The 621-nt window shown below is 34.9% G+C and carries 1 protein-coding gene; it reads right to left on the reverse strand.

Annotated features, from left to right (window positions below; translation table 11 throughout):
* Positions 1-174: 174 nt before the first annotated feature.
* The gene (locus C6988_RS10785; protein ID WP_182135452.1) at positions 175-342 is read right to left on the reverse strand and encodes a hypothetical protein; all 168 of its coding nucleotides are present in this window, start codon (positions 340-342) and stop codon (positions 175-177) included.
* Positions 343-621 lie beyond the last annotated feature (279 nt).

Consider the following 621-nt stretch of genomic DNA (forward strand, 5'->3'; position numbering starts at 1 on the left):
TTGCCATTGTAGGCTTTGCCAATCACATCTACTCCTTTCATCTCTAAGAATTCTGATAATACCTCTACGGTATCGTCATCATCATCTACAACCAGTGCGCGCATGATAACATTATGCCAATTTCATACAATAAGGAATGTTTGTAATCGCATTACAGACACGATTTTTCAAAAATTAAGATTTTTCTTGCTCATCTTTTTGCATGTTATCAAAAGAGTTTTTGAATAATTTGAGTAGTCTTGACATCTCAGGTGGAATATCTTTCTCATATCTATCAAGGAACAAGTCAATCTTGGAGCCTATCTCTTCTAGTAAACCAATCTTATCGTGTGTGGTACTCATGGGTCATGTAATGACATATGATACTCATAAAGTAAACGCAGACACTATCCTACAATGTATTACAAATGCAACATTAAATACAATTACAAATTAGGAATTTGAAAGATGACCATATCTCGAGTTGTTTCAGTAAGGCTGGCAGAGAATCAAACAAAGGAACTCCAAAAGGAAGCAAAACAAAAAGGAATTTCATTTAACACACTCGTAGTTCAGATACTAGAGCGCTATCTCAACTTTTATCGAATATCTGATTTGCAGGGCTATCATTGGGTATCTCAT

Source organism: Nitrosopumilus sp. b1 (assembly GCF_014078545.1).
Lineage (GTDB): Archaea > Thermoproteota > Nitrososphaeria > Nitrososphaerales > Nitrosopumilaceae > PXYB01.